This window comes from Streptomyces sp. NPDC002055 (assembly GCF_040296705.1).
Lineage (GTDB): Bacteria > Actinomycetota > Actinomycetes > Streptomycetales > Streptomycetaceae > Streptomyces.
The window spans coordinates 54,665-80,632 of sequence record NZ_JBEOXS010000014.1 but is presented as its reverse complement, the minus strand read 5'-3'; the positions used below and the strand labels follow the sequence as shown (position 1 = coordinate 80,632).

Annotated in this window: 18 protein-coding genes and 1 pseudogene; 2 read left to right on the top strand and 17 right to left on the bottom strand. The window is 73.1% G+C overall.

Going from position 1 to position 25,968, the window contains the following annotated elements; genetic code table 11:
- The 9 genes from ABT112_RS11305 to bldG all read right to left on the bottom strand — a co-directional run bounded on the left by ABT112_RS11305 (window position 1) and on the right by bldG (window position 15,400).
- Complete coding sequence (locus ABT112_RS11305) at window positions 1-1,263, bottom strand: DNA polymerase III subunit delta' (RefSeq protein ID WP_351508059.1); 1,263 nt, start codon at window positions 1,261-1,263, stop codon at window positions 1-3.
- Between the two features lie 495 nt (window positions 1,264-1,758).
- Window positions 1,759-5,262 carry a dTMP kinase gene (gene tmk / locus ABT112_RS11300; protein ID WP_351508057.1) on the bottom strand — a complete coding sequence of 1,168 codons (3,504 nt, stop codon included), beginning with the start codon at window positions 5,260-5,262 and terminating at the stop codon, window positions 1,759-1,761.
- Window positions 5,263-5,407: 145 nt separating this feature from the next.
- Entirely contained in the window at window positions 5,408-8,272 is a 2,865-nt protein-coding gene (gene topA / locus ABT112_RS11295; protein ID WP_351508055.1) for a type I DNA topoisomerase, read from the bottom strand.
- A 227-nt stretch (window positions 8,273-8,499) separates the two neighbouring features.
- Entirely contained in the window at window positions 8,500-8,697 is a 198-nt protein-coding gene (locus tag ABT112_RS11290; RefSeq protein WP_351508052.1) for a hypothetical protein, read from the bottom strand.
- A 159-nt stretch (window positions 8,698-8,856) separates the two neighbouring features.
- Window positions 8,857-10,395: a DUF7059 domain-containing protein gene (locus ABT112_RS11285; RefSeq protein WP_351508050.1), complete on the bottom strand. Its 1,539-nt coding sequence runs from the start codon at window positions 10,393-10,395 to the stop codon at window positions 8,857-8,859.
- Window positions 10,396-10,443: 48 nt separating this feature from the next.
- Window positions 10,444-11,004: a small secreted protein gene (locus tag ABT112_RS11280; RefSeq protein WP_351508048.1), complete on the bottom strand. Its 561-nt coding sequence runs from the start codon at window positions 11,002-11,004 to the stop codon at window positions 10,444-10,446.
- A 215-nt stretch (window positions 11,005-11,219) separates the two neighbouring features.
- A complete protein-coding gene (locus ABT112_RS11275; protein WP_351508046.1) occupies window positions 11,220-13,613 on the bottom strand; it encodes a sodium-translocating pyrophosphatase in 2,394 nt (797 codons plus the stop codon).
- 908 nt (window positions 13,614-14,521) lie between these two features.
- A complete protein-coding gene (locus ABT112_RS11270; RefSeq protein WP_351508044.1) occupies window positions 14,522-14,968 on the bottom strand; it encodes an ATP-binding protein in 447 nt (148 codons plus the stop codon).
- Window positions 14,969-15,058: 90 nt separating this feature from the next.
- Window positions 15,059-15,400, bottom strand: a complete 342-nt coding sequence (gene bldG / locus ABT112_RS11265; protein ID WP_014178436.1) for an anti-sigma factor antagonist BldG — start codon at window positions 15,398-15,400, stop codon at window positions 15,059-15,061.
- Window positions 15,401-15,454: 54 nt separating this feature from the next.
- On the opposite strand from bldG, the gene ABT112_RS11260 reads away from it, so the two are divergent.
- A complete protein-coding gene (locus ABT112_RS11260) occupies window positions 15,455-18,100 on the top strand; it encodes a DEAD/DEAH box helicase (protein WP_351508041.1) in 2,646 nt (881 codons plus the stop codon).
- 64 nt (window positions 18,101-18,164) lie between these two features.
- On the opposite strand, the pseudogene ABT112_RS11255 reads toward ABT112_RS11260, so the two are convergent.
- From ABT112_RS11255 to ssd, 7 genes and pseudogenes are all read right to left on the bottom strand, one after another.
- Window positions 18,165-18,527 (bottom strand): annotated as a pseudogene (locus tag ABT112_RS11255) (Rv3654c family TadE-like protein); the annotation flags it as partial.
- Window positions 18,528-18,730: 203 nt separating this feature from the next.
- Window positions 18,731-19,111 (bottom strand): TadE family type IV pilus minor pilin, encoded by a 381-nt coding sequence (locus tag ABT112_RS11250; RefSeq protein ID WP_351508039.1) that lies wholly within the window; start codon window positions 19,109-19,111, stop codon window positions 18,731-18,733.
- A complete protein-coding gene (locus ABT112_RS11245; RefSeq protein ID WP_351508037.1) occupies window positions 19,098-19,295 on the bottom strand; it encodes a DUF4244 domain-containing protein in 198 nt (65 codons plus the stop codon). Before ABT112_RS11245 ends, ABT112_RS11250 begins: the two co-directional genes overlap by 14 nt.
- Before the next feature lie 140 nt (window positions 19,296-19,435).
- Window positions 19,436-20,245 (bottom strand): type II secretion system F family protein, encoded by an 810-nt coding sequence (locus ABT112_RS11240; RefSeq protein WP_351508035.1) that lies wholly within the window; start codon window positions 20,243-20,245, stop codon window positions 19,436-19,438.
- The gene (locus tag ABT112_RS11235) at window positions 20,242-21,165 is read right to left on the bottom strand and encodes a type II secretion system F family protein (RefSeq protein ID WP_351508033.1); all 924 of its coding nucleotides are present in this window, start codon (window positions 21,163-21,165) and stop codon (window positions 20,242-20,244) included. The genes ABT112_RS11240 and ABT112_RS11235 overlap by 4 nt, the downstream gene beginning before the upstream one ends.
- Window positions 21,166-21,176: 11 nt before the next feature.
- Window positions 21,177-22,361, bottom strand: a complete 1,185-nt coding sequence (locus ABT112_RS11230; protein ID WP_351508031.1) for a TadA family conjugal transfer-associated ATPase — start codon at window positions 22,359-22,361, stop codon at window positions 21,177-21,179.
- Window positions 22,358-23,506 (bottom strand): septum site-determining protein Ssd, encoded by a 1,149-nt coding sequence (gene ssd, locus ABT112_RS11225; protein ID WP_351508029.1) that lies wholly within the window; start codon window positions 23,504-23,506, stop codon window positions 22,358-22,360. The genes ABT112_RS11230 and ssd overlap by 4 nt, the downstream gene beginning before the upstream one ends.
- A 421-nt stretch (window positions 23,507-23,927) precedes the next feature.
- Here ssd and ABT112_RS11220 point away from each other — a divergent pair, with 421 nt between their 5' ends.
- Entirely contained in the window at window positions 23,928-24,764 is an 837-nt protein-coding gene (locus ABT112_RS11220; protein WP_351508026.1) for an HAD family hydrolase, read from the top strand.
- A gap of 324 nt (window positions 24,765-25,088) precedes the next feature.
- Here the strand turns inward: ABT112_RS11220 and ABT112_RS11215 are convergent, their stop codons facing one another.
- Window positions 25,089-25,910 carry a Fic family protein gene (locus ABT112_RS11215; protein ID WP_351508024.1) on the bottom strand — a complete coding sequence of 274 codons (822 nt, stop codon included), beginning with the start codon at window positions 25,908-25,910 and terminating at the stop codon, window positions 25,089-25,091.
- Window positions 25,911-25,968: the final 58 nt, after the last annotated feature.

Below are 25,968 nucleotides of genomic sequence, written 5' to 3'. Positions count from 1 at the left end.
CTACCCGGCGCGCAGGGCCAGCGTCATCGCCTCGACGGCCAGCAGCGGCGCGACGTTGCGGTCCAGCGCGTCCCGGCAGGCGATCACCGCCTCGATGCGGCGGAGGGTGCGTTCGGGCGTGGAGTTCTCGGCGATGCGCCGCAGGGCGTCCTGTACCTCGCTGTTCGCGATCGCCACGGAGGAACCGAGCTGCAGGGCCAGCACATCCCGGTAGAAGCCGGTGAGCTCGGTGAGCGCGAGGTCGAGGCTGTCGCGCTGGGTACGCGTCGCCCGCCGCTTCTGCCGGTCCTGGAGGTCCTTCATCGCGCCGGCGGTGCCCCGGGGCAGCCGGCCGCCGGTGCCCGCGGCCGCGCCGAGCGCGGCGCGCAGCTCCTCGGTCTCCTTGGCGTCGACCTCCTCCGCGACCTGCTTGGCGTCCTCGGCCGCGGCGTCGACCAGTTCCTGGGCCGCCTTCAGACAGCCCCCGGTGTCATCGATCCGGAGCGGCAGCTTCAGCACGGCGGCCCGCCGCTCCCGGGCGCGCTCGTCCGTGGCCAGCCGCCGGGCCCGCCCGATGTGCCCCTGGGTCGCCCGCGCCGCGGACGCGGCGAGGGCGGGCTCGATCCCGTCGCGCCGGACCAGCATGTCCGCCACCGCGTCCACCGCGGGCGTGGTGAGGGTGAGATGGCGGCAGCGGGAGCGGATCGTGGGCAGGACGTCCTCGATCGAGGGTGCGCAGAGCAGCCACACGGTGCGGGGCGCGGGCTCCTCGACCGCCTTGAGCAGCACATTGCCCGCCCCCTCGGTGAGCCGGTCCGCGTCCTCCATGACGATCACCTGCCAGCGGCCGTTGGCCGGCGAGAGCTGAGCGCGGCGCACCAGCTCCCGGGTCTCCTTGACGCCGATGGACAGCTGGTCGGTGCGGACGACCTCGACATCGGCGTGCGTGCCGACGAGCGAGGTGTGGCAGCCGTCGCAGAAGCCGCACCCCGGGCAGCCGCTGAGGGCGCGGTCCGGACTCACGCACTGCAGGGCGGCGGCGAAGGCCCGCGCGGCGGTGGCCCGCCCGGAGCCGGGCGGGCCGGTGAACAGCCAGGCGTGCGTCATCTTCGAAGCGGCCACCGCCTCGATGAGCCCGCCCTCGAGCTCCGGCGCGTGCGGACTGTTCCCCTCCACCGCCGCGGCGGCCGCGGCCTCGGTGACGAACGCGTCGGCGTCCCGCGCGGCCGCGGCGAGCTGCTCGGTCACCCGCCCCTGGCCGACCAGGTCGTCCCATACCGCCATCGCTGTCCTGCCGTCCCTGCGCCGTGCGCGTCACCGCGCGCCGTCCGTGTCACCGCCCCGTGGGGCCCGTCAGCGCAGCCCGCCCGTGCCGTACCGGCCGCGGCTCCCGCCGCACCCGTCGGCCACGGATCCCGCCGTACGTGCTGCGGCTCCCCATTGTCGTCCACGCCACGGACATCCGACGCCGGTCCCCTCACGGCCGCACCCGAAGGGCTCCATTCGAAGGGCCCCACCCGAATGCTGCCGCGCGCGAAAACCACCGCGTCCGAACCCTGCCGCGCGCATACCCCGCCGCCCCCGGACACTGCCGCCCCCGAACCCCCGTACCCGAACCCCGCACCCGCACCCGCACCCGGACCGCACCCGAACGAGCACCCGCACCCGCACCCGCACCCGCACCCGCACCCGCACCCGCACCCGAACGAGCAGCCCCCAACGACAGCGCCCGGGCCGGTCCATGACCGTGCCCGGGCGCCTCCCAGCCGTTCCCGTCCGCTATCCGCGGCCTCCGCGACCGCCACCTCCACGACCACTGCCGCCACGACCACTGCCGCCGCGTCCGCCCCGGCCGCGTCGGCCGCCGTTCCGGCCGTCCGCGTCCTCGTCGTCCCGCGGGCCGAGCAGCTCGTCCGCGAGGGTCGGCAGATCGTCGAGCGGGGTCTCCTCGGCCCAGTCCGAGCGGCGCCGGGCCTGCGGCATCGGCCGGGTCTCGGCCGCCGGGTCGATCTGCGGCAGCTCCCGGGTCCGGTCGTCCCCCGCCGCGGACGGCGTCTCCGCCGCCTCATCGGACTTGAAGAGCCAGGACGGGACCCGGTCCGCCGGGTCGGCCGGCCGCTCGCCCCGCGGCTGCGCGGCGTCCCGACCGGGGTCCACCGCCGGCAGCACCGCCGTCTCGTCGGCCGCCCCCGGTGCCTGCGGCTTCGAGATCACGGCCGTCTCGTCGTCGCGGGAATTGCCCTCGGGGCGGACCTGCGGCAGGACGGTCGTCTCCTCCGCGTCTCCCTGACGGGGCTCCGGCTCGTCCTTCGTGAGGTCGATCCGGTCCGTCGCGGGAGCGGTCTCGTCCTTGGTGAGATCGATCCGGTCCGTCGCCGGTCCGGTCTCGTCCTTCCGGAGATCGATCCGCGGCGTGGGCACCGTCTGCGCGTGGTCCGCTGCGGAGCCGGCGGCAGCGGTGTCCTGGACGGGCGGCCCGGGGATCGGGGTCTCGAGCGTCGCCTCGTTGTCGGGCACGGCGGCCCGGGCGGCCTCCTCCGCCAGCCGGGCCTCCTCGGCGCGCCGCAGCGCCTCCTCGGCCTTGCGCTGCTTCTCCAGGCGGCGTTCCTCGGCCTCGGCCCGCTGCCGGGCCTCCTCCTCGGCACGCAGGCGCAGGCGTTCCTTCTCCTCCGCGCGCTGCCGGGCCTCCTCCTCGGCACGCAGGCGCAGGCGCTCCTGCTCCTCCGCGCGGGCCCGCTCCTCGGCCTCCTGCCGCAGCCGCTCCTCCTCGGCGGCGCGGCGGGCCTCCTCGGCGCGGCGCTCCTCTTCCCGCTGCCGGGCCTCCTCGGCCTCCCGCCGACGGCGCTCCTCTTCCTGACGGAGCCGTTCCGCTTCGGCCGCCGCCTCGGCGGCCTTGCGCTCGGCCTCCCGCTGCCGGGCCTCCTCGGCCTCGCGGCGCTTGCGCTCCTCCTCCTCGGCGCGCAACTTGGCGAGCTGCTCCTGGCGTTCGCGCTCCAGCCGCTCCTCCTCGGCCTTCCGCGCGGCCTCCTCGGCCTCCCGGCGCCGGCGCTCCTCCTCGGCCGCCCTGCGGGCCTCCTCCTGCGCCTGGATCTCGGCCTCGGAGAGCGGCAGCATCTGGTCGAGCCGGTGCCGGACGACGGTGGTCACGGCCTCCGGCTCCTGCCCCGCGTCGACCACGAGGTAGCGGGCCGGGTCCGCGGCGGCGAGGGCGAGGAAGCCGGACCGCACCCGGGTGTGGAACTCCGGCGGCTCGGACTCCAGCCGGTCCGGCGCCTCGGTGAAGCGCTCCCGCGCGGTCTCCGGGGAGACGTCGAGCAGCACGGTCAGATGCGGCACCAGGCCGTCGGTCGCCCACCGGGAGATCCGGGCCACCTCGGTCGGCGACAGATCGCGCCCCGCGCCCTGGTAGGCCACCGAGGAGTCGATGTAGCGGTCGGAGATCACCACGGCGCCGCGGGCCAGGGCGGGACGGACGACGGAGTCGACGTGCTCGGCCCGGTCGGCCGCGTACAGCAGGGCCTCCGCGCGGTGCGAGAGACCGGCGCTGGAGACGTCGAGCAGGATCGACCGCAGCCGCTTGCCGATCGCGGTCGCCCCGGGCTCACGGGTCACGACGACCTCGTGCCCCTTGTTGCGGATCCACTGGGCGAGCGCCTCGACCTGGGTGGACTTGCCCGCCCCGTCGCCGCCCTCGAGGGCGATGAAGAAGCCGGTGGCGGCGGGCGCCTGGGCCGGCTCCCCGCCCCGCAGCGCGTCCAGCAGGTCGCGGCGCAGCGGCACTCCGGACCGGTCGTCGGTCTTGCCCAGCACCAGCGCCGCGACGGGCAGCAGCAGCGCGCCGACGAGCATCAGCGTGAACGCGGCGCCGCCGTGGGCGAAGACGAACGAGCCGCCGGCCAGCCGGTGCGGACCGATCGCCGCGGCGAGCAGCGGGGCGCCGACCACCGCGAGAGCCATGAAGACCCGGGCGACGGCGCGCAGATGCTCGCCCGTACGCGCCCGGCGGTGCTCCTCGGCCTCCTGGTCCAGCAGGGTGTGCCCGGTGTTGGCCGCGACACCGGCCGCCACCCCGGCGAGCAGGGAGAGCAGCAGGACGGTCGCGAGGTCCGGGGTCAGCCCCGCGGCGAGCAGCGCCAGCCCGGTGACCGCGGTCGCCAGGGCGAACATCCGCCGCCGGGAGAGCGCGGGCAGCACCCGCGGCGCGAGCCGGATCCCGGCGACCGCGCCACCGCTCAGCGCCAGCACGAGCAGGGCGAAGCCGACCGGCCCGGCGTCCAGGTCGGTGGCCTGGAGGGCGGCGAGGGCCACGGCGGCGGCGATCGCACCGGCGACGGCCCCGCTCGCCAGGACGAGCAGCGGCATCGCGCCGGTACGGCCCTTGTCGGCCGTGCCGCCGGTCCGGGGGCGGCGCAGCCCCTCCAGCGGGGAACGGGCGCGGGGCGTCTGCCCGCCGGGCAGTTCCAGGAAGTAGAGGACGGACACGGAGGCGGCGAAGAGACCGGACGCCACGTACGAGCCGAGGGCGGCCTGGTGCTCGTCGAACCACTCGATCCCGGCGCCCAGCAGGACGCCGACGAGGCCGATGACGACCAGCGCGGCGGCCGCGAGGGGCAGCGTCACGAAGCTGGTGCGCAGCCAGAGGCGGCGGAGTGCGTCGCGGTGGTCGGGCAGCGGGCGCACGGCGGCGCCCTCTATGGGCGGGGCGGGCAGCAGGGCGGGCGCCGCGCTCTCCTTGGCCACGGTCCAGAACCGCTCCGCCGCTCCGGCGACGAAGACCGTGAGGAGAAGCGGTACGAGGGCGTTGCCGGGGGTCCAGTCGATCCACAGGGGCGCCACGATGAGCAGCGCCAGCCGCACCAGATCGGCGCCGATCATGGTCCAGCGGCGGTCCAGCGGACCGCCGTCCCGTCCGCCGCCGCCCGTGTCCGGTGGTGTTCCGCTCCGGGTGCCGCCCGGCGCGATCAGCGCCGAGAGGGGCCCGAGGAGGACCGCGCCGAAGAGCAGGGTCGCCAGCATGCGGGCGCCGAACACCGCGGCGACCGCGAAGGCGGCGCCGCGATAGCCGCCGCCGAGTGCGCCCTCGGCCACTGCCGCCTGCAGCGACAGCAGAACGAGGACCAGCAGGGCGAGTGCGTCTCCTGTGCCGCCGACGAACCGTGCGCTCCACAGCCGCTTCAGCGGCGGGTAGCGCAGCAGGGCGCGTACGGCGCGCTCGCGTGAATCTGCGGCAAGGGCGTCGGATGTGGTGGGGGTCACGACCGTTGGCTGCTCCGCTCGCGTCATCCGGCCAGCCTATCGGGCGCGGCCGAAACACTGATGAACCGCCCGAACAAGTGCCCGCACAGCAGCCGGTCACACGTCCGCCCCGTCCCGGAATGAGGTGATCACTCCGGGACGGGGCGGCGGTGGTGGTGCTCCGGACCGTCCGCTATTCGGCCGGCTCCGCGGTGGCGGCCTTCTTCGCGGCGGTCTTCGTCGCGGTCTTCGCCGTGGCCGTCTTCTTGGCGGTGGTGGTCTTCTTCGCCGCGGTCTTCTTGGCCGTGGTGGTCTTCTTGGCGGTGGTCGTCTTCTTCGCCGCGGTCTTCTTGGCCGTGGTCGCCTTCTTCGCGGGCGCCTTCTTGGCCGCCTTCTTCGCGGTCTTCTTCGCCGGGCCCTTGGCCCGCTTCTCCGCGAGCAGCTCGAAGCCCCGCTCCGCCGTGATCGTCTCGACGTCGTCGTCCCGGCGCAGCGTCGCGTTGGTCTCGCCGTCCGTGACGTACGGGCCGAACCGGCCGTCCTTGACGACCACCGGGCGCTCGCTGACCGGGTCGGTGCCCAGCTCCTTCAGCGGCGGCTTGGCCGCGGCGCGCCCGCGCTGCTTGGGCTGCGCGTAGATCACCATGGCCTCCTCGATGGTGATCGAGAAGAGCTGTTCCTCGTTCTCCAGGGAGCGGGAGTCGGTGCCCTTCTTCAGATACGGCCCGTAGCGGCCGTTCTGCGCGGTGACGTCCACGCCCTCGGGGTCGGTGCCCACGACGCGCGGCAGCGACAGCAGCCGGACGGCGTCCTCCAGCCCGACGGTGTCCAGCGACATCGACTTGAAGAGGGAGGCCGTCCGCGGCTTGACCGCGTTCTTGCCGCTCTTCGGGGTGCCCTCGGGCAGCACCTCGGTGACGTACGGACCGTAGCGGCCGTCCTTGGCCACGATCGGCCGACCGGTCTCCGGGTGCTCGCCGAGCTCGCGCTCGCCGCTGGGCTTGGCGAGCAGCTCCTTGGCCAGGTCGACGGTGAGCTCGTCCGGCGGCATGTCGTCCGGCACGTCCGCGCGCTGCCCGGTCTCGCCCTCGACCTCGGAGGGCTTCTCCACGTACGGGCCGTAGCGGCCGACGCGCAGCACGATGCCCTCGCCGACCGGGAAGGAGGACACCTCGCGGGCGTCGATCGCCCCCAGGTCGGTGACCAGCTTCTTCAGTCCGAGCAGGTGGTCGCCCTCGGCGCCGGCGGCCTCGCTCTCCTCGCCGAAGTAGAAGCGGCGCAGCCACGGCACGGGCTGGGCCTCGCCGCGCGCGATGCGGTCGAGGTCGTCCTCCATCTTCGCGGTGAAGTCGTAGTCGACCAGCGCGCCGAAGTGCTTCTCCAGCAGGTTGACCACGGCGAAGGAGAGGAACGAGGGCACGAGAGCCGTGCCCTTCTTGAAGACGTAGCCGCGGTCGAGGATGGTGCCGATGATCGACGCGTAGGTCGACGGGCGGCCGATCTCGCGCTCCTCCAGCTCCTTGACCAGCGAGGCCTCGGTGTAGCGGGCCGGGGGCTTGGTGGCGTGGCCGTCGGCGCGGATCTCCTCCGCGGTGAGCGCGTCGCCCTCGCCGACCTGCGGCAGCCGGCGCTCGCGGTCGTCGAGCTCGGCGTTCGGGTCGTCGGCGCCCTCCACGTAGGCCTTCATGAAGCCGTGGAAAGTGATGATCTTGCCGGAGGCGGAGAACTCGGCGTCCCGGCCGTCGCTCGAACGCCCGCCGACCTTGACGGTCACGGAGTCCCCGACGGCGTCCTTCATCTGGGAGGCCACGGTCCGCTTCCAGATCAGCTCGTAGAGCCGGAACTGGTCGCCGCTCAGCCCGGTCTCGGCCGGGGTGCGGAAACGATCACCCGAGGGACGGATCGCCTCGTGCGCCTCCTGCGCGTTCTTGACCTTGCCCGCGTAGATACGGGGCTTGTCCGGCAGGTAGCCGGCGCCGTAGAGCTGCGTCACCTGCGACCGGGCCGCGGCCACCGCCGAGTCCGAGAGCGTGGTCGAGTCCGTACGCATATAGGTGATGAAGCCGTTCTCGTACAGCTTCTGCGCGACCTGCATCGTCGATTTGGCACCGAAGCCGAGCTTGCGCGAGGCCTCCTGCTGCAGCGTGGTCGTGCGGAACGGCGCGTACGGCGAGCGCCGGTACGGCTTGGACTCCACCGACCGCACGGAGAAGACGGTGTCCTCCAGCGCGGCGGCGAGCGCCCGAGCCTGGGCCTCGTCCAGGTGCAGGACCTGGGAGCCCTCCTTGAGCGTGCCGGTTGAGCCGAAGTCGCGGCCCTGGGCGACCCGGCGCCCGTCGACGCCGGTCAGCCGGGCGCCGAAGGTGCCGGGGTCGGAGGTGTCACCGGCGCGGCCGGTGGCGAAGGTGCCGGTCAGGTCCCAGTACTCGGCGGAGCGGAAGGCGATGCGCTCGTGCTCCCGCTCGACGACGAGCCGGGTCGCGACCGACTGCACCCGCCCGGCGGACAGCCGCGGCATGACCTTCTTCCACAGGACCGGCGAGACCTCGTAGCCGTAGAGGCGGTCGAGGATGCGGCGGGTCTCCTGGGCGTCGACGAGCCGCTTGTTCAGCTCGCGCGGGTTGGCGACGGCGTCGCGGATCGCGTCCTTGGTGATCTCGTGGAAGACCATCCGGCGGACCGGGACCTTGGGCTTGAGGACCTCCTGGAGATGCCAGGCGATCGCCTCGCCCTCCCGGTCCTCATCGGTGGCGAGGAAGAGTTCGTCCGACTCGGCCAGCAGTTCCTTCAACTTGCTGACCTGGGACTTCTTGTCCGTGTTGACGACATAGACCGGCTCGAAGTCATGTTCGACATTCACGCCGAGACGGGCCCAGGACTCGCCCTTGAACTTCGCGGGGACTTCTGCGGCACCGTTGGGCAGGTCGCGGATGTGCCCGACGCTGGCCTCGACCGTGTAGCCAGGGCCGAGATAGCCCTTGATCGTCTTCGCCTTGGCAGGCGACTCGACGATGACGAGTCGGCGGCCGCCTGGTGCGGTCTCGCTGGTCGGGGACAACTTCGCTCTTCTCTCCAGTCGACGCCAAGGGGGTTCGGCTTTGCGGTGACGCTGCGGAGTGTGACGGTACCTCCCGGCCCCGTGTCAAACGGGAAAAGCCCGCAACGCCACTCGAACGGTAACCCGACAAGCGGCCTGTCTGCCGCCCGGACCGGCATGCCCGAACAGGAGCACCGTAGGCACGGCGGACGAACGGGCACCCGGATCCGGGGCCCCGATATGTGCAATCAGGCCAGGCAGAAGCAGCCGATACCGGCGGTGAGGAAGGCCGTCCCGAAGATCACGGCGAGGGCCGTCGATGCGACGGGGCTCACTCCGTGGGCGACCGGCGCGCGGAGCGTGACCCGGGCGCCGGTCCACAGCAGCAGGGCGGCCCCGAACAGCGTGAACGCCGTTCCGGCGAAGATCGCGGGTCCGCTCTCCATGGCCTGTCCCCTCGGCGACGTGTGACGTCGGAGCCTGTCACGCCCGTACGGCGTACGGGCGAACACCGGGTGAACAGCGAGCCCGGGGTGAGCGGGCCCCGGGCTCAGGGTCCTCGCACGCTGAGCGACCTCATCGGCCGCTCCTGGCGCAAGGACCCCTCAGTCCTCCCGGACCGGCTCGAGAAAGCCCTGCTCCACCAGGCGCCGGATCGCCCCGGGCGTACGGTCCCGCAGCAGCACCGGGTCCTCGCCCACGAGCTGCGCGATCGCGTCGAGGATCCGGCCGGCCGGGAGGGTGCCGTCGCACACGCCGGCGAACCCGGCACTGACCGTGTCGACCTCGGTGGCGCGCCGCATCCCGCGGTTCTGCCGGAGCACCACGTGCTCCGGGTCCTCCGCGCCGGGCTGCCCGACCTGCTCCTGCACCACCTCGTCGGCCAGCCGGAAGCGGCCGGCGAGCAGGGCGGCGTCATCCGTGGCGCGCAGGAAGTCCTGCCGGCCGAAGTGGTCCCGTACGGCCGCGCCCAGCGGCTGCTCGACGGGGTGCGGCCACTCCTCGGCCACCACCGACGGGCGCTCCGAGCCCGACTTGCGCAGGGTGATCCAGCCGAAACCGATGCCCTCGGTCCCCTGCGCCGCGAACTCCGCCAGCCAGGCGTCGTAACGCTCCGCGTACTCGGCCGGATCGGTGCGGTGGTCACCGGCGTCGCGCAGCCACAGCTCCGCGTACTGCGCCACGTCCTGCACCTCGCGCTGCACGATCCACGCGTCGCAGCCCGCGGGCACCCAGGAGGACAGCCGCTCCCGCCAGTCCTCGCCCTGAGTGTGCTGCCAGTTGGCCAGCAGCTGGAGGTGACCGCCGTCGTTGAGGTGGCCGGCGGCCTGCTGGACCAGGGTGCGGCACAGGTCGTCGCCCGCCATCCCGCCGTCGCGGTAGGTGAGCCGCGGCCCGTCGGCGGAGCGGGGGGAGATCACGAACGGCGGGTTGGAGACGATCAGGTCGTACCCCTCCTCACCAGCCACCGGCTCGAACAGCGACCCCTGCCGCAGGTCGGCCTCGGGCGCGCCGGAGAGCGCGAGGGTGAGCCGGGCGAAGCCCAGGGCCCGCGGGTTGAGGTCGGTGGCGGTGACCAGGTCGGCGTGGTGCGCGGCGTGCAGGGCCTGGACGCCCGAGCCGGTCCCGAGATCCAGGGCGCGCGCGACGGGCTCGCGGACGGTGATCCCGGCCAGCGTGGTGGACGCGCCGCCGACGCCCAGGACGAGCTGCGAGCGGGGCACCCCGGCCACGCCCGAGGCGATGCCGCCGGCCCCGCCGACCGCGCAGCCCAGGTCGGAGACGATCCACCAGTCCCGGTCCTCGGAGCCGGAGTACGGGCGCACGTCCACCGTGGCCCGCACCTCGTCGCCGTTCCGCACCAGCCAGCCGTCGGCCAGGCAGTCCTCGGCCGGCAGTGCGGCCCGCGCCTGCGCCTGCGGCACCGGCTGCTGCAACAGGAACAGCCGGGTCAGGGTCTCCAGCGGGGACCCGCCGCGGGTGGCCCGCAGCGCGGGGACCGTCTCGCTGCGCGCCAGCGCCGCGTAGGCGGGGCCGCCGAGCAGTCCGAGGAGCCCGTCGGCGGTGAAGTCGGCCGACCGGAGCGCCTCACGCAGCCGTGAGGTGCGGTCGGCATCGGGGGTGGGGAGGCTGTGCGTACTCACCGGCCCATTGTCCCGTGCCGACGGCTCCCGGCGGACCGGGCGGGGCCGTCAGGAGGCGGCCGACGGGGCCTTGGCGCTCCGCTGGCAGCTGGACTGCTTGGCCATAGCCGTGCCGATCTCGCCCGACTGGAGCTTCTTGATCGCCGCGTTGCCGACCTCGTTGACCCGGTCGATGTCGACGATGAGCTTCTTCAGCCCGTCGGCGAACGCACCCCGGGTCTTGATGTCGAGCTTGTCGGACTGCTGCTTCAGCTCGGCGTATGCCTTGGAGGTCGCGTCCAGCTCCTTGACCGCGTCCTTCTGGATCTGCGCGCCGTTGTCGACCGGCGGGGTGCCCGCCTTCTCCACGGAGTCGGACAGGGCTGCGTACCCGTCGGAGATCTGCTGGAAGGCGGCCGAGTCGGTCTTCTTGATGTCCTTCGGCTTGCCGTCCGCCGCGGTGTCCTTGATCGCCCGGTTGGCCTGCGTGATCTTCTTCAGCTGCGGCTGGGCGTCGTCGCAGACCTTCTTCGCGTAGGCGTCGACCTCGCTGCCGTCGTCACTGCAGCCGGACAGCGCCAGCACGAGCACAGCGCCACCGGACAGCGCGGCCACAAGCTTCTTGTTCACCGGATTGGTCCCTTCCATGGCTCTCGGCCCCGGAACATACACGCCCCGCGGGAGGGGGCCGCGAGTCAGGCATCCCTTAGGATCAGCATTGTAGCCATTTGCACCATACGGCCGAGTGTGATGCCCGATACAGGCAAACGGGCGGGCGGCGTGCTCCACGCACGCCGCCCGCCCGCCAACTGACCGGCCGGGAGACCGGATCGGGATGCCCGGAGTCAGGACACCACCGCCGGGTCGCTGGTCTTCGCCACCCGCTCGGAGTTGCCTTCGTCACCCACGGCGATCCCGCGCCGCTTCGAGACGTACACCGCGCCCACGATGACCGCGATCGACAGCAGCGCCACCGTGACACGCACCCCCACGCTGGCGTTGTCGCCGTAGCTGAACTTGACGACGGCCGGAGCGATCAGAAGGGCCACCAGGTTCATCACCTTCAGCAGCGGGTTGATCGCGGGGCCCGCGGTGTCCTTGAACGGGTCGCCGACGGTGTCGCCGATCACCGTCGCGGCGTGCGCCTCACTGCCCTTGCCGCCGTGGTGCCCGTCCTCGACCAGCTTCTTCGCGTTGTCCCAGGCACCGCCCGAGTTGGCGAGGAAGACGGCCATCAGGGTGCCGGTACCGATCGCGCCCGCGAGGTACGAGCCGAGCGCCCCGACACCGAGCGTGAAACCGACCGCGATCGGGGCGAGCACCGCGAGCAGACCGGGAGTGGCGAGTTCGCGCAGCGCGTCCTTGGTGCAGATGTCGACGACGCGCCCGTACTCCGGCTTCTCGGTGTAGTCCATGATCCCGGGGTGCTCGCGGAACTGCCGCCGCACCTCGTAGACCACCGAACCGGCCGACCGGGACACGGCGTTGATCGCCAGACCCGAGAACAGGAAGACGACGGACGCGCCCAGGACCAGCCCGACCAGGTTGTTGGGCTGCGAGATGTCCAGACTCAGCCCCAGCTCCCCGGCCTCGGCGTTGACCTCCGCGACCGCCGTGGCGATCGCGTCCCGGTAGGAGCCGAACAGCGCGGCCGCGGCGAGGACGGCCGTGGCGATGGCGATGCCCTTGGTGATGGCCTTGGTGGTGTTGCCGACCGCGTCGAGGTCGGTGAGCACCTGCGCGCCGGAACCGGTGACGTCGCCGGACATCTCGGCGATGCCCTGCGCGTTGTCGGAGACCGGACCGAAGGTGTCCATGGCCACGATCACGCCGACGGTGGTCAGCAGACCGGTGCCGGCCAGCGCGACCGCGAACAGCGCCAGCATGATCGACGTTCCGCCGAGCAGGAACGCGCCGTACACGCTGAGCGCGATCAGCACCGCCGAGTAGACCGCGGACTCCAGACCGATCGAGATGCCGGACAGCACCACGGTCGCCGGCCCGGTGAGCGAGGTCTTGCCGATGTCCCGCACCGGGCGCCGGTTGGTCTCCGTGAAGTAGCCCGTGAGCTGCTGGATCAGCGCGGCGAGCACGATGCCGATGGCGACGGCGACGAGCGCGAGGACCCGGGGGTCGCCCTCGTGCCCGGCGATGGCGGAGTCGGTGACCCCGTTCAGATCCGCGTAGCTGGCCGGCAGATAGAGGTAGACGGCGGTGGCCACCAGCACCAGCGAGATCACCGCGGAGATGAAGAAGCCGCGGTTGATGGCGGTCATGCCGCTGCGGTCCGAACGCCGGGGCGCCACCGCGAAGATGCCGATCATCGCGGTGACCACACCGATCGCCGGAACCAGCAGCGGGAACGCCAGACCGGAGTCCCCGAACGCGACCTTGCCGAGGATCAGCGCGGCGACGAGGGTCACCGCGTAGGACTCGAAGAGGTCGGCCGCCATGCCGGCGCAGTCGCCGACGTTGTCGCCCACGTTGTCCGCGATGGTCGCGGCGTTGCGCGGGTCGTCCTCCGGGATGCCCTGCTCGACCTTGCCGACCAGGTCGGCGCCGACGTCCGCGGCCTTGGTGAAGATGCCGCCGCCGACACGCATGAACATCGCGATCAGCGCCGCACCGAGGCCGAAGCCCTCGAGCACCTTCGGCGCGTCGGCCGCGTAGACCAGCACCACGCAGGAGGCGCCCAGCAGGCCCAGCCCCACGGTGCACATGCCGACGACGCCACCCGTCCGGAAGGCGATTTTCATCGCCTTGTGCGAAACCGCGGTGAGGTCCTTGGCCGGCTCGCCTTCGGCGGGGGTCGCCTCCCGGGCGGCTGCCGCTACGCGGACATTGCTGCGCACCGCGAGCCACATTCCGATGTAACCGGTCGCCGCCGAGAAGAGGGCACCGATCAGGAAGAACGCGGAACGTCCCGCACGCTGCGTCCAGTTGTCCGCCGGAAGCAGCAGGAGCAGGAAGAAGACCACCACGGCGAATACGCCGAGGGTGCGCAACTGACGTGCGAGGTAGGCATTGGCGCCTTCCTGCACCGCGGCGGCGATCTTCTTCATGCTGTCGGTGCCCTCGCCGGCGGCGAGCACCTGTCGTACGAGCACCACGGCGACGACGAGCGCGGCCACCGCGACCGCGGCGATGACCGCCACGAGCACCCGGTTGTCACTGGTCAGCACGGCGGCCGCGAGCGAAGAGGGGTGGTCCAGCTGCAGAGGGGTAAAGGGCCCCGCCATTCGTCCTCCTTGACGTTTGGCACATGGGCGCGCAGCTGTTGTCGGTTACGACAGGAACAGCCGCCACGCTCAGGCGTACTGAGCTCAAGATGTGGACGGATTGTAGGGAGCCCAGCTGGATCAAAACAGGGTGCCGTGACCGGAATTCGCCCGTACCCAGCGAAGATCAAAACGAATCACTCCGGGAATTCGCCCGGAGGAGGGACGGCCGGTAATTCACTGACGCCCTTTGAATGATCTACGGAATGATCTACAAAAGGATCTCCGGGCATCCGAAGGAGCAGTTCAGCGGGCCCGCCGAGCCGGACACCCGGGACCCGGGTGACACACGGAGCCCCGGGGGGACGGGTGCCGTTGACGGGCGGAAGCGGCCGGAAACGACAGCGGCGACACCAGGGGCGAGCGAGCACTGCGCGCTCGGCGCGCCCCGAGGGACCGGCGACAGAAGTGGCCATTCCCGGGACCGGCCGCCGGCCGAACGATCCGGACGGCACAGCCGAGGGGCCGGATCCACACCACGGCGGGCCGAGCGCCGGGCGGGGTTCGGGTCGGGGCGCGGGGTGAGGCTCGTACGGGCGTCGTGAGTGGTGCGATGGGGTGCCGGCTGGGTGCGGTGGTCCGGGACGGGCAGGCGCGCACCAGGGGTGCATCTACGGCACAGGCACCAGAGGTGCATCCACAAGCAAAGGCAGAAGAACGGCGGTAGAAGAAGCCGACAGCCCACAGAGCCCACGGAAGCGAGCACGGCGGCCGACGGCCACGGGCCGACCGGACCGCGGCGGGCGCGTGCCGCGCGGCACACGTGCACCGCCTCAGGGCTCGGGCTCGGGCTCGGGCTCGGGCTCGGGCTCGGGCTCGGGCTCGGGCTCGGGCTCGGGCTCGGGCTCGGGCTCGGGCTCGGGCTCGGGCTACGGAAGCATGGTCGCGGGGGTCGCGGGCCAGCTCATCCGGATGAGCCCGCCTGCTTCACCGGTGGACACTTCCACGTCGTCGACGAGGCCGCTGATGACCGCCAGGCCCATCTCGTCCTCTTCCTCCGCTGCGGAGTCCTCGGCGCCGCCGTCCCCGCCCGTGCGGGCTCCGGGGACCGCACCCGAGACGGCGTGCGGTGCCTCGTCGCCCACCTCGATGGAGAACTTCTTCTCGTCCTCGATGAGCACGACCTTGACGGGAGCCGACACGGCATTGCTCTGGTGCAGGCTCACGGCCCGGGTGCAGGCCTCACCGACGGCGAGGCGCACCTCGTCCAGCACCGCTTCGTCGACCCCGGCTCGGCGCGCGACCGCTGCCGCCACCAGACGGGCGGTGCGGACATGCTCGGGCAACGCGCTGAACAGCAGTTCGACGGTGGCCATGCCATCCCCTCGGTCGTACGGGCGTACATCTCAGGGGGCCCGGGCAGGATCGCCCGGTCCCCCCAGTGGCTTCCGCGGGAGACGCTGCCGTCAGTCGGTGGCTGCGACAGCGTCGTCGACCGAGGTGTGAATCGGGAACACCTTGGTCAGACCGGTAATGCGGAAGATCTTGAGAATGCGCTCCTGGTTGCACACCAGGCGCAGCGAGCCCTCATGGGCACGCACCCGCTTCAGGCCACCGACCAGCACGCCGAGCCCGGTGGAGTCGAGAAAGTCGACGCCCTCCATGTCCACGACGAGGTGATAGTTACCGTCGTTGACAAGCTCGACCAGCTGCTCGCGCAGCTTGGGCGCGGTGTATACATCAATCTCGCCACCGACCTCGACGACCGTGCGGTCGCCAACGGTCCGGGTCGACAGGGACAGGTCCACGGATCCTCCAGCACCTTGCATCGAGCGGTCGCCCCCCATGGATCGGCAGCCGCGATGGCATTCAATCACTTACCAGCAGGCGCGCACGACGCCTTGAGTCCATTCTCCGTCACGCCAGTGACACACTCGGTGCCGATGGCCAACAATCAACTCCCGCGTTTCGCGGGCGTACGCACATCCCCGCGCTCGGTCCTGGACCGTCTCGCGGCCGGGGCCGATCGGGCTGTGCGCATCACTCATACGGAGCACTTGCCCCCGCGTGCGGGCCGTCATGCGGACTGGTCGGAGGGGATCCGCACCGAGGTCGTCGACGCCATCCGGAAGACCGGGATCGACCGTCCGTGGGAGCACCAGGCGCACACGGTCGAGCACGCTCTGCGCGGACATTCCGTCGTGGTCGCCACCGGCACGGCGTCGGGCAAGTCGCTCGCCTATCTGGCTCCGGTGCTCAGCGCCCTCCTCGACGGCTCCGAGGCCCCCAACGGGCGAGGGGCGACCGCCCTCTACCTGTCCCCGACGAAGGCGCTCGCCGCCGATCAGAAGCGCGCCGTCGCAGAGCTCGCGGCGCCGCTGGGCACCGCCGTGCGCCCAGCGGTGTACGACGGCGACACACCCGTCGAGGAGCGCGAATGGGTGCGCCAGTACGCGAACTACGTGCTGACCAACCCCGACATGCTGCACCGCGGCATCCTCCCCGCCCACCCCCGCTGGTCGTCGTTCCTGAGGTCGCTGCGCTTCGTCGTGATCGACGAGTGCCACACCTACCGCGGAGTGTTCGGTTCGCATGTCGCGCAGGTGCTGCGCCGGCTCCGCCGCGTCTGTGCCCGCTACGGCTCCGAGCCCGTGTTCCTGCTCGCCTCCGCCACCGCGGCGGACCCGGCTCGGGCCGCCTCCCGGCTCACGGGCCTCCCGGTGGCCGAGGTCACCGAGGACGCCTCCCCCCGCGGGGAACTGGTGTTCGCCCTGTGGGAGCCGCCGCTGACCGAGCTCCACGGCGAACAGGGCGCGCCGGTACGGCGCACCGCCACCGCCGAGACCGCGGACCTGCTCACCGACCTGGCCGTCCAGGGCGTCCGTACCGTGGCCTTCGTCCGCTCACGGCGCGGGGCCGAGCTGATCGCCCTGATCGCCCAGGAGCGGCTGGCGGCGGTCGACCGCTCCCTGCCCGGCCGGGTCGCGGCCTACCGCGGCGGCTACCTCCCCGCGGAACGCCGCGCCCTGGAGCGTGCCCTCCACTCCGGCGAGCTGCTGGGGCTGGCGGCCACCACGGCGCTGGAGATGGGCGTGGACGTCGCGGGGCTCGACGCGGTGCTCGTCGCCGGTTACCCCGGCACCCGGGCGTCCCTGTGGCAGCAGGCCGGCCGGGCGGGCCGGGCGGGTCAGGGGGCGCTCGCGGTCCTCGTCGCCCGCGACGACCCGCTGGACACCTATCTGGTGCACCATCCCGAGGCCCTCTTCCAGCGGCCGGTCGAGTCCACGGTGCTCGACCCGGACAATCCGTATGTGCTCGCTCCCCACCTGTGTGCTGCGGCTGCCGAGCTCCCGCTCACCGAGGCCGACCTGGAACTCTTCGGTCCGGCCGCGCCGGATCTCATACCGCAGCTGGAACAGCGCAAGCTGCTGCGGCGCCGGGCGACCGCCTGGCACTGGCCGCGTCGCGAACGGGCGGCCGACCTGGCCGACATCCGCGGCGAGGGCGGCGACCCCGTCCATGTGGTGGAGGAGGCGACCGGGCGCCTCCTCGGCACCGTGGACGCCGGCGCCGCACACACCACCGTCCACGACGGCGCGGTCCACCTCCACCAGGGGCGCACCTACGTGGTGAAGCACCTCGACCTCCACGACTCCGTCGCCCTCGTCGAGGCGTCCGACCCGCCGTACTCCACCACCGCCCGCGACACCACGGCCATCTCCGTTCTGGACACCACGACCGAGATCCCCTGGGGCGATTCCCGGCTGTGCTTCGGTTCGGTCGAGGTCACCAATCAGGTCGTCTCCTTCCTGCGCCGGAAACTCGTCACGGGCGAGGTGCTGGGCGAGACCAAGCTGGATCTGCCGCCCCGGACCCTGCGCACCCGAGCGGTCTGGTGGACGGTCACCGAGGACCAGCTCGACGCCGCCCGGGTCGCCCCGGAGCAGCTGGCGGGGGCCCTCCACGCCGCCGAGCACGCCTCCATCGGCATCCTGCCGCTCTTCGCCACCTGCGACCGCTGGGACATCGGCGGGGTCTCGGTGCCGCTGCACCCGGACACCCTGCTGCCCACGGTCTTCGTGTACGACGGCCACCCGGGCGGCGCGGGGTTCGCGGAACGCGCCTTCCACACCGCGGAGCGCTGGCTACGGGCCACACGGGAGGCCATCGCCTCCTGTGAGTGCGAGGCGGGGTGCCCGTCCTGCATCCAGTCCCCGAAGTGCGGGAACGGCAACGACCCGCTGCACAAACGAGCCGCCGTACGGCTGCTCACCACACTCCTCTCCGCGGCACCGGAAGATCCGCCGGAGGACTCGTCACAGCCGGGCGAGGCCACGGGGGCGGCCCCGGCCCCGACGGACGCAGTCGGTGGGCCGGCCTGGGCGTCAGGGCCGTCAACGGAGCCACCGGCCCGGCCACCGATGGGGTCGCCGCCGGGGCCACCGGCGGGCCACTCCGATCGGCCGAGGAGCTCCGGACATCCCGGAGACTCCGGCGAACAGGCGTAGCTCCGGTCCACCCGGCTCGCCGGGCGTGCGGTGGAGCGGGGAGAACAGGCGTGGTTCGCCCGCTCGGGGGACCCGCCCGCGACCGGATCCGCGAGCTGAACGGCCCGGCCCGCACCTCCGCAGTGAGATCGGCGACCTCTCCGGCCACGGCACACCGGACCACCCGTGCGCCCTGTGCCACCGCGATCCGCCGCGCTATGGCGCAGGCCGGCTCCTGGCCATCCAGGGCATGATCAGCGGCCGCGAGCGCGGCCAGGTCCGCTGCTCCGCCCGCCCGGTGGCGTACGGTCACCGCCGCTCCCATGCCCAGCACCGCTGTGAACACCGCACAGAGCGCCGCGGTGAACACCACCGTCCACACCGTGGCCGACCCCCGGTCGATCACGGTGATCCCGGTGGGCTTGATTGGCTCGGTGGGCGCGGTGATCTCGGTGGGCTCGGTGGGCTCGGGCTCGGTGGGCTCGGTGATCCCGGCGGTCCCAGCGGTCCCGGCAGACGGCTCGGCCACCGCCCCTCGGCCTGTCTCAGCCGCCGGCCTCTGGCCGGTCACGGTTGCCGTTCCCTTCCCCTGGCCCGGTTGCAGGCCCCCGCCATCACGTCGCTCCCGTATCCAGTCCCGCGGCCACGTCCTCATACAGACCCCACCCCGGCGGCGCCCGCCCCGGAACCCGACCTCCGGTCCTCCGACAGCGCCACGGCCTCCGCCCGAAGGCTGAGGGACAGGGCGCGAGGCCCCGCCGTGGGCGCCACGACCCGTACCCGCACCTGATCCCCCTCACGCTCCAGAGCCACCTCCGCTCCCCGTGGAGCGGCCGCTCGGGCGGCGGCCAGCGCGGCCTCCGGCGGTTCCGACCGGGCCGCGGCGCGCGCTCCCGCCCGCGCCGCGTCCACACACCGGATCTGGGCCGCGGCGGCCATCAGCCCCCACAGCAGTGCCACGGCGAACAGCACCAGCGCGGGCAGCACCACCGCCGCCTCGGCCGTCACGAACCCCCGGTCAGAACGGCGCATCGAGCGCCTTTCCGATGATCGATTGGAGTGCCCCGGAGACCGCCCCGCTGGTCACCACCTTGTAGAGGACGGCAGCGAATCCGCATGCCGCGACCGTCCCGACCGCGTACTCGGCCGTGGTCATCCCCTGGTCCTGTGGCGCGCACCGCAGCCTCCGCCACCGCGCACCGATCCTCTTGAACATCTCTGCCCCCATCGTCGGTTGCCTCTTCCCCTTCTGGTTCCGGTTTCGGTTCCGGTTCCGGTTCCGGTTTCCGTCGTCGCTGCGCCGTCGCCGCTCGGTCTGTGGCGCCTCCGCACGCCGAGCCCTTTCCTCGCCACCCGTCAGTGGCCGTTCAGCAAGCCGGTTGCCAGGCCGATGAGCACCGGGGCCACACCGACCGTCAGAAAGGCGGGGAGAAAGCAGAGCCCCAGCGGCGCGGTGGCCAGCACACCGGCTCGCCGTGCCCCGGCCGTCGCGGTCCGTGCCCGTTCGGCCCGGCACTCCGCCGCCACCCGCGTCACCGGTTGCACCGCGGGGCTTCCCGTCGCCTGGGCTCGCTCCAGGCAGCGCGCCAGTCCGCGCGCACCGGCGAGTGCGCCGAGCCGGCCCCAAGCCGTGGCGGGTTCGGCGCCGAGCCTCAGCTCGGCAGCGGTCCGCGCCAACCGGTCACCGACCGGTCCGCCGAGGGACCTCCCGACGGCGTCCGCCGCCTCGCGCGGCCCGGCTCCGGCAGCCAGACACGCCGCCAGCAGGTCCGCGGCCAGGGGAAGTTGACGGGACACGGCCTCGGCGTCCTCCGTCACCACGGTCCGCTCCGAGCGGCTCCGCCGCCATCGGTGCACGCCGTACCCCGCTGCGGCCCCGGCCAGGCAGCCCGGCACGCCGCCCACCAGGACGAAGGCGGTCAGTCCGACGGCCGGTGCGGGCCACCGCTCCCGCAGCGCGCGACCGGAACGCCCCGTCGACGCGGCGAACCACCCCCGCAGGCGGTCCCGCCGACGCGGCGCCACGTCGCCCGAGCCGAGCACGCGCCCGAGCCGTCCGCGTACCGCACGCCCCCGCCGGCGGCGGACCGCCGCCACCGAGAACCGGACGGCCACGGCACCGGTTGCGGCCGTTCCCGCCAGGGCCATGGCCCCCTCGCCGGTCATCCGGTCCCCGCACCGCGTCGGCCCGACGCGGCCCGTACGACGCGGGCCGTCCAGACGAGCCCCGCGTACTCCAGCGCTCCGCCGACCAGCAGGCACATCCAACCGGCGGGAGTGTGCAGCAGCACGCGCAGCGGTTCGGCGCCGAGCGCCGAGCCCATCAACAGCCCGACGAGCGGCAGGAGAGCCAGCATCACCGCCGTCGCTCGCGTGCCGGCGAGCTGGGCCTCCAGTTCCTCGCCCTGCGCCCGTTCGGCACGCAGCGCGTCGGCCACCCTCTCCAGCCCGGCGGCCAGCCCCGCTCCGCTGTCGGCTGCCACCTGCCAGCACGCCGCGACGCCCAGCAGCCCCTCGGCCCCCGGCTGTCGGGCGGCCTTCCGCAGCGCCGCCGGCACATCACCACCGAAGCGTGCGGCGGCCGTCACCGTGCCCTCTGCCGTCCCGAGAGTCCCGGACACAGCGATCCGTAGCGCCTCGTCGGGCTGGCGCCCGGCACGCAACTCGCCCGCCACTCCGGCGCACAGCTCGATCACCCGCGCCGCCGTGGAGTCACGGGCCCGCCCGCGCTCCCGGCTCCGCAGCCACCGGCGCACCAGGGGCACGGCGACGATCGCCGCCGGCAGGGGCAGCAGCGAGGCGCCGAGCAGCGCCACCAGGCACCCGACGGGCAGGCACCACAGCTCCGGCCCGGGCTGCCCGCCCGGCAGGGCCTTCCAGCGCCTGCGGGCCTCGATCGCCCAGCGTTCCCGGGCCCCGGGGAGCCGGACGCGGCCGGAGGTCGTCCCAGCGCCGTCGGCGAACAGCAGCCGGGCTCTCCGCAGCTCCGTGTCCCGTCCGCCCAGGAGCAGCGCGGCCAGGCCCGCACAGAGCACCGCCGCATACGCCGGGGCGGCGTTCGCCCCGGTGACCGCTCCCTCGGTCATCAGGCCGCCGGTCACCAGGCATCACCGCCGCGGGCGCACAGCCGGCCGAGCCGCTCCCAGCCCCGCTCGCGCGCGAAGCCCTGGGCACCCCAGACTGCGGCCGGCACCGTTCTGACCAGTCCGGCCCCGTCCCGCTCGAGCACATGCACCTCGGCGAGGCGCCGGCGTCCGGTGCGGTCCCGGACCAGATGCACCACGACCGACAGGGCGGCCGCCAACTGGCTGTGCAGCGCCGCCCGGTCGAGTCCGGCCGCCGAACCGAGCGCCTCCAGCCGGGCGGGCACGTCCGCCGCGGCGTTGGCATGCACCGTTCCGCAGCCGCCCTCGTGACCGGTGTTCAGGGCGGCGAGAAGGTCGGTGACCTCCGCGCCGCGGACCTCGCCCACCACGAGCCGGTCCGGCCGCATGCGCAGCGCCTGACGCACCAGATCGCGCAGCGTGACACGGCCGGTCCCCTCCTGGTTCGCGGGCCGCGCTTCGAGACGGACCACATGGGGGTGGTCGGGCCGCAGCTCCGCCGAATCCTCGGCCAGCACGATGCGTTCGTCCGGACCGACCAGCCCCAGCAGGGTGCTGAGCAGTGTCGTCTTGCCCGATCCGGTCCCTCCGCTGATCAGGAAGGACAGCCGGGACTCCAGCATCTGCCGCAGCAGCCGCTCCCCGCCGACCGGCAGGGTCCCCGCGTCCACGAGTTCGGCCAGCCCGAACGCCCTGGGCCGTACGACCCGCAGCGAGAGGCAGGTCGAGCCGACGGCCACCGGTGGCAGCACCGCGTGCAGCCGAGTGCCGTCCGGCAGCCGGGCGTCCACCCACGGCCGTGCGTCGTCCAACCGCCGCCCGGCCACCGCGGCAAGCCGCTGGGCGAGCCGACGGACCGCCGCCGCATCGGGGAAGGACACATCGGACCGCTCCAGCCCCCGCCCGCGGTCCACCCAGACCTCGGACGGGGAGGTGACCAGGACATCGGTCACCTCCGGCTCCGCGAGCAGTGGCTCCAGTGGCCCGCTGCCCACGAGTTCGGACCGCAGGCGCGTCACCACGCGCAGCACTTCGGTGTCCCCCAGCAGCCGCCCCTCCGCGCGTAACGCCGCCGCCACCGCTGCCGGAGTGGGCTCGGCCCCGCTCTCCGCCAGCCTCAGCCGCACCGCGTCCACCAGCGGCACCGCCACATCCGTGACCCGGCTCGTCGCCGTCATCCGACGCCACCTCCCGGGCGCCCGGCCGGTGCGGCCCCACCTGTGGATGCGAGGGCCCGCTCCCAGAAGTCCGCGGAGAACCGCGCGAGCGGCCCCCGCACACTGCTGCCGGGCGGCACACCTCCGCCGGACGACAGCCCGGTCTCCGGGGCGAGCTCCCCGGCCAGCGGAATCCCCAACAGCCGGGCGATCTCCTCGCTGTGGAGGCCCGGACCGCACGGCCCCCGCACCACGGCGCGCAGATCATCCAGGACCGTGCCCACCGTGGCCGCCACCCGGTGCGCGGCGGCAACCGCCCGCAGCTCCGCGGGCACCACGAGCAGGCCCAGATCCAGCTGCGCCAACGCCTCCGCCTCCGCGTCACCCACGCGCCGCGGCAGATCGACGACGACCACCCCGCCGCCCCTGCGCGCAGCGGCCAGCACCGAACTCATCGCCTCGGGCCGCAGGGTCACCGCATCGCCGCGATCCCAGCTCAGGAGCCGCACTCCACGCAGCTCGGGCAGGGCTTCCTCCAGCGCGCTGCCGCCCAGCCTGCCCCGCGACTGGGCGAAGGCCGGCCATCTCGGCCCCTCCGTCCGCTCGCCGCCGAGCAGCACGTCCAGCCCGCCGCCGAGCGAATCGGCGTCGATCAGCATCGTGCGCCGCCCGGCGCGGGCGGCGGTCACGGCGAGAGCGCAGGCCAGGGTGCTCGCCCCCGCGCCGCCGCGGCCACCGACGACCCCGACGGTCAGCGCCCGCCCGACGCTCTCCGCGGCGTCGGCGATCCGCTCCACCAGCCAGGCCTCGGCATCCGGCAGCGCCAGCACCTGATCCGCGCCGATCTCCACGGCGCGGCGCCAGACGGCCTGATCGTCGAGGCACCGCCCGACGACCAGCACTCCCGGTCTGCGCGACGGACCCCGCAGCCGGTGCGCGGCGTCGTCGCCGACCAGGACCAGGGGAGCCGTCTCCCAACTCCCCCGCTGTACGGGCACGCCATGGGAGACCTCCGCCTCCGCACCCGCCGCGGCACACAGGCGCAACAGGTCGTCCAGCAGCGCTTCGTCCTCCGTGACGATCAACGGTCGCCGCGGTTGTCCGCCGGCGGTCTGCGGCTCCTGTGAACCAATGGATCCGGCCACGGTCTCCGCCCCCTCTCGCATCGCACTCTCACATCCGCGAACTTCGCGGGTAATCACCGTGCGGCGATCCGGGAAATCATGTGGATCTTGGTCGGAAACTGTGGACTACTTGCGGGTTGTGAATATCCCCGTCACCTATACCGGTGACTTCCCCTCCGCATCGCAACGATTACGATGAGTTACGCGTCATGACAGTCGAAGAGCAGCGCGCGGCGAGAGAGAGCGGAGGGAGAAGATCCGGAAAGGAAATGCGAAAACGCGTCCGGACATGCGACGACCCCCGCCGGGGGGGAGAGCGGGGGTCGTCCCCACGGCCGACTCGGGGGGGGAGGAGTCGGACCGGGTTAGCACGGTCGCGAACGATCCGTGACTTCCATGGTGTACCCGAGAGCCTTCTCAGGCAAACCCACGCGCCACAGCTTACGCCGAATGGCGGGCCCCTATGCTCTGCCTCGTGGAAAATCACCTCTTGCCGCGCACCGCCGCCTTCTTCGATCTCGACAAGACGGTGATTGCGAAGTCGAGCACGCTGGCCTTCAGCAAGTCCTTCTACCAGGGTGGCCTGATCAACCGCAGGGCCGTACTGCGCACCGCCTACTCGCAGTTCGTGTACCTCGTCGGAGGGGCCGACCACGACCAGACCGAGCGGATGCGCGAGTACCTTTCCGCCCTCTGCAAAGGCTGGGATGTACAGCAGGTGCGGGAGATCGTCGCGGAGGCGCTGCACGGCCTCATCGGCCCGATCATCTACGACGAGGCCGCCTCGCTGATCGAGGAGCACCACACCGCCGGGCGGGACGTGGTGATCGTCAGCACATCGGGCGCCGAGGTCGTCGAACCGATCGGCGAGCTGCTCGGCGCCGATCGCGTCGTGGCCACCCGCATGGTCGTCGAGGACGGCCGCTTCACCGGCGAGGTCGAGTACTACGCCTACGGGCCGACCAAGGCCGAAGCCGTCGCCGAGCTGGCCGAGAGCGAGGGCTACGACCTCGACCGCTGCTACGCGTACAGCGACTCGGTCACCGACATCCCGATGCTGGAGGCGGTCGGCCACCCGCACGCGGTCAACCCCGACCGCGGGCTGCGCCGGGAGGCGGCGGCCCGGGGCTGGACCGTGCTCTCGTTCAGCCGTCCGGTGCGGCTGAGGGAGCGGCTCCCGTCGCTCTCCCTGCCGCCCCGGCCCGTCCTCGCGGCCATCGCCGCGGTGGGCGCGGCAGCCGCGACCGCCGGCCTGGTCTGGTACGCGGGCCGACGCCGTGCGGCTTATGCCCGCATTTGAAGCCGATAGTAAAGATATGCAGCCAGGGGTTCCGCTTCCGGGCACCCAGGAGTAGAAAGGAGTCAACGGCCCGCGAGACCAGGGATATCCGGGAGGATCTTCCTCAACGCATCAAGGCCCCACGGACCGGAGCATGAAAGTCGGGCACCCACGCGACGCCGACCCGTCGATTACGGGCCAGCTGCACCAGGTGACGGGCAAAGAACCCGACCTGATGAGCGAAAAACGAGCACGCACTGGTAACCGGGCCGACATGCCAGCGGCGGTACCCCGAGCGGGTACCGCCGCAACTCTTCACCGGCCGCGCGGCCGCGGACCGTCGACTCAGGCCGCGCCGCGCTGCAGCGCTTCGCACACGGCCGTGCTCTCCCGGACGCCCAGCTCGACGGCCCGCCCGCAGTGCGTGATCCAGGCCGCCATGCCCTCCGGGGTGCCGGAGACGTAACCGTCCAGGGCCGCGACGTACGCGGCCCGCCCCAGCTCGGCGTGCCCCACCTCCGCCGGGCAGATCGACTTCGGATCGAGTCCGCTGCCGATCAGCACGATCCGCTCCGCCGCCCGTGCCACCAGCCCGTTGCCCCACCCGAAGGGCCGCAGCGCCACCAGTTCGCCGTGCACCACGGCAGCCGTCACCAGCGCCGGCGCCTCCGTTCCCGCCAGCAGGAGCTCCGCGAGCCCGTCGAGCCGTCCGGCGACCTCGTCGGCATCCGGCAGCGGCAGTTCGACCAGCGGCTCGGCCACCGGCTCACCCTCGAGCCGCGGACGGCCCACCGTGCCCTCCGGCGCGGAACTCCCGGCCGCCACCAGATGCAGCCGCGCGAGCGTCCGCAGCGGCGACTGCCGCCACACACTGAGCAACTGCCCCGCCTCCGCGGTCAGCCGGAGCGCCGCACCCACGGTCCAGGGCTCGCCCTCGCCACCGAAGTCGCTGCGCCGCCGCACCTCCTCCAGCGCCCAGTCGGCACCGGCCAGCGCCGCGGAACCGCGCGCTCCGCGCAGTGCGGCCTCCGAGGTGATCTCATTGCTGCGGCGTCGCATCACCCGGTGGCCGTAGACCCGGTCCACGGCCTTGCGTACGGAGTCCACGGAGTCGGCCACGCCCGGGAGCGCACTGAGAGCGGCCAGCGGATCGGCTTTGGTACCCATGCGCCCGACCCTACGCACTCACCGGCCACGCCCCTCGAAGGAGTGGTCTTCCTCACCA